5 protein-coding genes are annotated in these 6,537 nt (G+C 63.5%); 3 read left to right on the top strand and 2 right to left on the bottom strand.

Annotation, left to right across the window (positions count from 1 at the left end):
- The first annotated feature begins 30 nt into the window (after nucleotides 1–30).
- Both BN1134_RS14995 and BN1134_RS20315 read left to right on the top strand, forming a co-directional pair.
- Nucleotides 31–2,043 (top strand): methyl-accepting chemotaxis protein, encoded by a 2,013-nt coding sequence (locus BN1134_RS14995; protein WP_042048200.1) that lies wholly within the window; start codon nucleotides 31–33, stop codon nucleotides 2,041–2,043.
- 166 nt (nucleotides 2,044–2,209) lie between these two features.
- Entirely contained in the window at nucleotides 2,210–3,508 is a 1,299-nt protein-coding gene (locus tag BN1134_RS20315; RefSeq protein ID WP_042048201.1) for a methyl-accepting chemotaxis protein, read from the top strand.
- Nucleotides 3,509–3,560: 52 nt separating this feature from the next.
- On the opposite strand, the gene BN1134_RS15005 is transcribed toward BN1134_RS20315, so the two are convergent.
- Nucleotides 3,561–4,994, bottom strand: a complete 1,434-nt coding sequence (locus BN1134_RS15005; protein WP_042048202.1) for a glycoside hydrolase family 1 protein — start codon at nucleotides 4,992–4,994, stop codon at nucleotides 3,561–3,563.
- Between the two features lie 126 nt (nucleotides 4,995–5,120).
- Between BN1134_RS15005 and BN1134_RS15010 the strand changes: the two genes are divergently transcribed.
- Nucleotides 5,121–5,987 carry a LysR family transcriptional regulator gene (locus BN1134_RS15010; RefSeq protein WP_042048203.1) on the top strand — a complete coding sequence of 289 codons (867 nt, stop codon included), beginning with the start codon at nucleotides 5,121–5,123 and terminating at the stop codon, nucleotides 5,985–5,987.
- A gap of 174 nt (nucleotides 5,988–6,161) precedes the next feature.
- On the opposite strand, the gene BN1134_RS15015 is transcribed toward BN1134_RS15010, so the two are convergent.
- Complete coding sequence (locus BN1134_RS15015; RefSeq protein ID WP_042048204.1) at nucleotides 6,162–6,455, bottom strand: DUF134 domain-containing protein; 294 nt, start codon at nucleotides 6,453–6,455, stop codon at nucleotides 6,162–6,164.
- Nucleotides 6,456–6,537: the final 82 nt, after the last annotated feature.

The raw sequence follows: 6,537 nt of genomic DNA on the forward strand, positions 1-6,537 counted from the left end.
GTCAGGGACTAGCGATACAGCGGGACAATAATGAAACAGACGATAGCCAACCTCTCCATACTGCAGCGGGTCTACCTTGGATTTGCCATCCTGGTACTCGTGATGCTCGCCTCCTCGGCGCTCACCTTCAGCAGTCAAAACCAGCTCAAGCAGGCGCTCACCCAGGTAACGGATCAATCCATGCCTCTGGTATTGGCCAGCAGCCAGACGCAAGTCGCCCTGCTCTCGGCCAACAAGTGGCTGGCCGATGCCTTGACCGAGCAGGATGTCAAACAACTCGACGGCGAAATCACCCACCTGCGCCAAGGGCTGGACGCCGTCACGGCGGCCCTCACCACGTTGGATCAGGCCGCCGCCGCCCACACACAACTGGCCGCGCCACTGGCCCAGCTCAAGGAGCAGCTCGCCGCCTATCAGGCCCTCACCGCCAGCCTGCCCGACGCTCATCGCAGCGTGCTCGAGCGGCTGGGCAAGGTGAACCGTGCCAAGGGGCAGTTCCAGGTCACCCTGCCCCAGTTCAAGAAGAACCTAGCCGACATGATGTTGAGCATCGATGACAGCTTCATCAAGATGCTGGCCGAGAAGCTCACCACCCAGCTCGCCACCATCGAGCTCTCGACCATGGATGCCCTCAACCAGACCACCGCCGCCCCCATTGAGGCCGCCCTTCGACGCAATGCGATGCAGATCGACGGCTTCAACAGCACGGTCAAGGATCTGGAAGGGGAGCTGCCCAACTTCGACAACGACGTCGGCCACCATGTGCGCGCCTTTATCCGTGACACCACCGGCAAGGGCGGGGTATTGATGCAATACCTGGCCCTGATGAGCGAGCAGTCGGCGATGCAGCAAAAGCGCCGCGAAGCCGGGGAGCTGGTAGGCAACATCCAGGCCACCCTGGCCCAGGTCAACGAGCAAAGCGAGCAGATCATGGCCGGCAGCATCGCCGCCGCCGATGGGGTGCTGGTGCAAAGCCGCCTGCTGCAAGGGCTGGCCATCGCCGTCGCCATCGCCCTCTCACTGCTGGTGGCATGGGGCCTTGGCAAGGCGATCCGCCGTCCGTTGCAGGAGCTGCTGCGAGTCCTCGGCGCCGTCACCCAGGGCGACATGACCGAGCGGGTGGCGTTTCGCAACCAAAATGAGTTTGGCCAGCTGGCGCGCCAGGTGAATCTGCTGATCACTCAGATGGCCGAGGTGCTCGAGCAGCTCTCGCTTGCCTCAAACCAGTTGACCAAGGCAGCCCACGGCAACCGTCACACCGCCGAGAAGGTGCGTGGCGAGCTGGAGCGCCAGCGGGCAGAAACCGCCTCGGTGGCCGCCGCCATGACCGAGATGGAGGCCTCGGTGCGCGAGGTGGCCCAGGCCGCTCACCTGAGCCTGGAGCAGGTGCAAGAGGTCGAGCAGGCTGCCCGGGTGGGCCGCGAGGTGATGGCGGGCAACATCTCCACCACCCACCAACTGGCTGACAAGCTGCACCACACCGCCCAGGTGATCCAAGATGTCAGCGTCATGAGCAACAAGATTGGCAACATCCTCGAGGTCATCCGCGGCATCGCCGAGCAGACCAACCTGCTGGCCCTCAACGCCGCCATCGAGGCAGCCCGAGCCGGTGAGCAGGGGCGCGGTTTTGCGGTGGTGGCCGACGAGGTGCGCGGGCTGGCCTCACGCACCAGCGACTCCACTAGCGAGATCCACACCATGATCGCCGACCTGCAGCAGGCGGTCTCCCGGGCGGTCAAGGTGATGGACGAGTGCTCCAATGAGATGGAGGCCAGCGTACAGCAGAGCTCGGATGCCAATGGCGCCATGGAGGAGATCCAGGGTATCGTCACCCAGATCAACGACATGTCGAGCCAGATCGCCGCCGCCGCCGAGCAGCAGCAGGCCACCAGTGCCGACATCGCCACCAACTTGCATCGCATCTCCGATATCTCGGATCGCAACTACCAGGGCATCGAGCAGGTTGCCAACACCAGCCAGCAGCTCGACCACCTGGCCGAGCAGCAGCAGACGCTGGTGCAACGCTTCCGCCTCACCGCCTGACCCCTTCGAGCCCCGCCCCTGCGGGGCTCTGTTTTCATGGCATCGCCTTGACGGTGCTTTGACGCCATCTATAGTCTTGATTCTGTGCGTTTTATCAACACCAGCTCCGTCATGAAAAGAGCTCGCACTGAGTGCCTTCCGCCAACGTCTCACAGGGATGACCACTATGTTCGGAAAGAAGAAGCTGCTCGAAGAAAACGCCCGCCTGCGCGCCTCCCTCCAATCACTCTCCAGTTTCCAATCCGCCATCGAGCACAAGGTGCCCTATATCCAGTTCACCCCGGAGGGGACGGTCACCTTCGCCAACGAGCTGTTTCTCGGCGTCACCGGCTACAGCCGTGACGAGGTACTGGGCCAGCACCACCGCATGCTCTGCTTCCCTGAGGATGTTCAACTGCCGGAGTACGAGGCGCTCTGGCGCGATCTGCGCGGCGGGCTGTTTCGCAGCGGGCGTTACATCCGCCGCAGTAAGCAGGGCAAGGCCATCTGGCTCGAGGCCACCTACTTCCCCATCATCCAGGAGGGGCAGGTCAAGGCGATCGCCAAGATCGCCTCCGACGTCACCGCCGAGCAAACCAAAATCGAGCGCACCCAGGCCCTGCTCGATGCGCTGGATCGCTCCCTGGCGGTGATCGATTTTCTGCCCGACGGTGAAGTCACCCACGCCAACGATAACTTCCTGCACTGCTTTGGTTACTCCCTGGCCGAGATCCAGGGGCAGCACCACCGCCTCTTCTGCGATCCCGCCTTCTACCAGCAAAACCCCACCTTCTGGCAGGATCTGGGCTCGGGCAAGCTCAAGAGCGGCCTGTTCATGCGCATCGACAAGTTCGGCCGCAAGATCTGGCTGGAGGCCACCTACAACCCCATCTTCAACCACGAGGGCAAGGTGGTGAAGATCATCAAGTTAGCCAGCAACATCACGGAGCGGGTCGAAAAGAGCCTCACCATCCGCGAGGCGGCGCAGAAGGCGTGCCATATCGCCACCGAAACGGTCACCTCGGCCAACCGGGGCCGGACGCTGATCGATGCCTTCCTGACCACCTCGGGGGAGATCAACGACTCGGTACAGAGCGTCTCTCACCAGATAGATCAGCTCAACGCCCAGTCGAGCAACATAGAGGCGATCATCTCCACCATCAGCAGCATCGCCGATCAGACCAACCTGCTGGCCCTCAACGCCGCCATTGAGGCGGCCCGCGCCGGCGAGCAGGGGCGCGGCTTTGCCGTGGTGGCCGACGAGGTGCGCCAGCTGGCGGCCCGCACCTCCTCCTCCACCGAGGAGATCACCGGGGTCATCAAGCAAAACTCCGCCATCGCCAGCCAGATCACTCGCACCGTCGCCACCGTGTCGGATCGCACCGAATCGGGCAAACAGCAGATCAACACCATCTCGGCGGTAATCGAGGAGATCATGCAAGACGCAAACGATGTCTCGGAAACGGTGCAGCGCCTCTCTCTGTGACCCGCAATAACAAGAGGGGGGCTTTAAGCCCCCCTCTGCATCTCCCGCCCAGTCAGTCCAGCAGGTGCCCCGCCTTGATCACCTGTTGATACCAAAAGAAGCTCTCCTTGCGGATGCGGCGCAAAGAGCCCCCCTGCTCGTCCCTGTCCACATAGACAAAGCCGTAGCGCTTCTGGTAGCCGTTGAGCCAGCTCAGGATGTCGGTAAACGACCAGGCGCAGTAACCGAGCAGCTCGACCCCGTCCTGCATCGCCTGCTGGCAGGCGTGCAGATGACTCTTGAGATAGGCGATACGGTAGTCATCGTGCACCTGATCGCCCTCCCCCAGTTGATCAAACTCCCCCAGGCCGTTTTCGGTGATCATCAGCGGCAGGGCGTAGCGCGAGGCGAGCCGGCGCAGGGCAATGCGCATGCCGGTCGAGTCGATGGCCCAGTCCCAGTTGCTGGTCTCCAGATGCGGATTGGGGACGGTTTTATAGAGGCCAGGAATACCGCTGGAGGGGGTGGTGCCCTTCTTGCCGGTGGTGTTGATGCGCGCCAGCCCCTGCCCGCCCAGCGGGTTATCGGTGAAGGTGAGGGTGTAGTAGTAGTTGACGCCGATGTAATCGGGCTTGCCCTCGGCCAGCAGCGCCAGATCCCCTGGCAGGATCTCCGGCGCCTCGCCCTGCTCGCGCAGCCAGTTGAGCGCCGCTAGCGGGTAGCGGCCGAGGCAGTAAGCATCGAGCCACCAGTAGTTGGTCAGCTCCTCGGCATTTTCAAAGGCGAGCATGTCGCTCGGCGCACTCGAGGCCGGATAGGCGGGTGAGTAGGCAAAGCTCGGGCCAATCAGGCCATGTGGCACATGCTGGCGGAACGCCTTGATGGCCCTGGCGTTGGCCAGAAAAGCGATGTGGTTGGCGGCAAAGAAGCGCTTTCTGTCCTGCACGGCGGGCGGATGGGTGCCGAGCTGGTAGGCGTTGGTCAGGTTGTAGTTCTGCTCGTTGAGCGACACCCAGTATTTCACCTTGCCAGCAAAGCGCTGATAGAGCGTCACACAGTAGTGCTCAAAGTCGTCAATGATGCGCCGGCTTTCCCAGCCACCGTACTCATCTTGCAGCGCCTGGGGCATGTCCCAGTGATAGAGCGTCAGCACCGGCTCTATGCCGCGCGCCAGCAGGGCGTCGATGAGCCGCTCGTAGAAGGCGAGCCCCGCCTCGTTGGGCATGCCGCGCCCGCTTGGGAAGATGCGTGGCCAGCTTACCGAGAAGCGGTACGCCTTGAGCCCCATCTCGGCCATCAGGGCCACGTCCTCTTCCATGCGGTGGTAGTGATCCACCGCCACGTCGCCGTTGCTCCCCTCGAAGGTGGTGCCGGGGATCTTGGTGAAGGTGTCCCACACCGACGGCCCCTTGCCGTCGACGTTCCAGGCCCCCTCGACCTGATAAGCGGCGGAGGCGGCGCCCCACAAGAACGCCTGCGGGAAAGGCTTGAGTTGGGCATGGTGCATGGTCAGCTCCTCATGAAATGGCAACAGGGCGCCCGCGTGGGGCCCTCGGACTTGGCCCTAGCATCGCCTGCGCTTACAATTCCGTCTAATGACAAATATTGCATCTCAAAATTTCCAGGAGGAATAATGGAGCTGCGCGATCTCAAGGCGTTCACCACCCTGGCCGAGGTGCTGCACTTTGGCCAGGCGGCGGCGCGCCAACACGTCACCCAATCGGCCCTCAGCAAGCAGATAAGGCGCCTTGAAGCGACGCTCGGCGGCCCCCTGTTCGAGCGTAGCGCCAGCGCCACCCGTCTCACCGCCCTCGGTCACGCTCTGCTTGGCGAGGCGCAGGAGATAGTGCGCCGCTGTGAGCAGTTGCCGCATACCGCCCAAGGCGTTCTAGCCGGCGCCCAGGGCACGCTGCGAGTGGGGTTTGGCGTGGCGACCCGCATCCTGGTGCCCGCCGCCATCGCCCGCTTTCGCGCCGAGCGCCCGGCGGTGCAGGTGGAGCTTTGCGATCTCTCGACCCACCACCAGATCCTGGCCCTCGCCGAGGGGCGTCTCGATCTCGGTTTTTGCCGCCTGCCCGCCCCCAAGGGCTGGTATGCCCAGCCGGTACTGCGCGCCCACTTCGTGGCGGTGCTGCCGGCAGCCTACCCCGACCTGGCGGACATCACGTCATTGCTGGCCTATCCGCTCGCCATTTTGCGCCGCGACAAGGCCCCCTCGTTTCACGATCACCTGATGAACTACCTGGCCCAGAGCGGCCTGCGCCCAGGGACGTTGCAGTACGTCGGCGACTTTGCCGCCGGCATCGCCAGCGCCGCGGCCGGCATCGCATGGACCATCATCCCCTCCTCCACCACGGTCGATCACCCGGCGGTGAAGACGCAGCCCCTGCTCGATCCCGAGGCTAGCTGGCTCATCGGCCTGGTCTGCCCCACTCCACCGGTTACCCCGCAGGTGCAGGCCTTTTGCGAGATCATCGCCGAGTTGAGTGAGCCGGCGTGAGCGCCGGCCACGGCCGGGCTCATCGTGGCAACAGCGCCACGCCCCTACCCGTCTTTGCTCGTGTGCCCGGCGATCGCCCCTTGATACGCTCAACCCGACACCATGAGCGAGCCACAGACGACCAGGGCAGCCTCTGGCTGCCCTGGTCGTCTGAATGGCCACCCATAAGGGTGGCTAATCCATCGTTTCGTGTGACTGAGGCATCCGCAAAGCCCGGCCATGCATCAGGCACCCCACCACCTTGGCACGCGCCCCTTTGAGCACATTGGCCAACGTTTGACGGGAGACCCCCATCTGACGCGCCGCCTCCTGCTGCTGCAACCCCTCCAGATCGACCAGCCGCAGCGCCTCAAACTCGTCGGCAGCCAGCACCACGGACTCGCACTCAACCAGTGGTTTGCCATTGGGTTTGAAACAGGAGATCGCCGGGCGGCCGCAAATATGGCGCGGGATCTTGGGTCTTGGCATACATACCTCGCAGCAGAATCGAAACCGGGCCAGCCTAGCAGGCCCGCTTGAGGGTGTCACGACTGTCAATCAGCATCGAAAA

It is taken from the genome of Aeromonas simiae (genome assembly GCF_000820125.1).
GTDB classification, from domain to species: Bacteria; Pseudomonadota; Gammaproteobacteria; order Enterobacterales; family Aeromonadaceae; genus Aeromonas; species Aeromonas simiae.

Bases quoted from the DNA above. Each gene is read 5' to 3' on its own strand.
- BN1134_RS15010 (WP_042048203.1), top strand. From the start codon at position 5,121: ATGGAGCTGCGCGATCTCAAGGCGTTCACCACCCTGGCCGAGGTGCTG.
- BN1134_RS15015 (WP_042048204.1), bottom strand. From the start codon at position 6,455: ATGCCAAGACCCAAGATCCCGCGCCATATTTGCGGCCGCCCGGCGATC.
- BN1134_RS14995 (WP_042048200.1), top strand. From the start codon at position 31: ATGAAACAGACGATAGCCAACCTCTCCATACTGCAGCGGGTCTACCTT.
- BN1134_RS20315 (WP_042048201.1), top strand. From the start codon at position 2,210: ATGTTCGGAAAGAAGAAGCTGCTCGAAGAAAACGCCCGCCTGCGCGCC.
- BN1134_RS15005 (WP_042048202.1), bottom strand. From the start codon at position 4,994: ATGCACCATGCCCAACTCAAGCCTTTCCCGCAGGCGTTCTTGTGGGGC.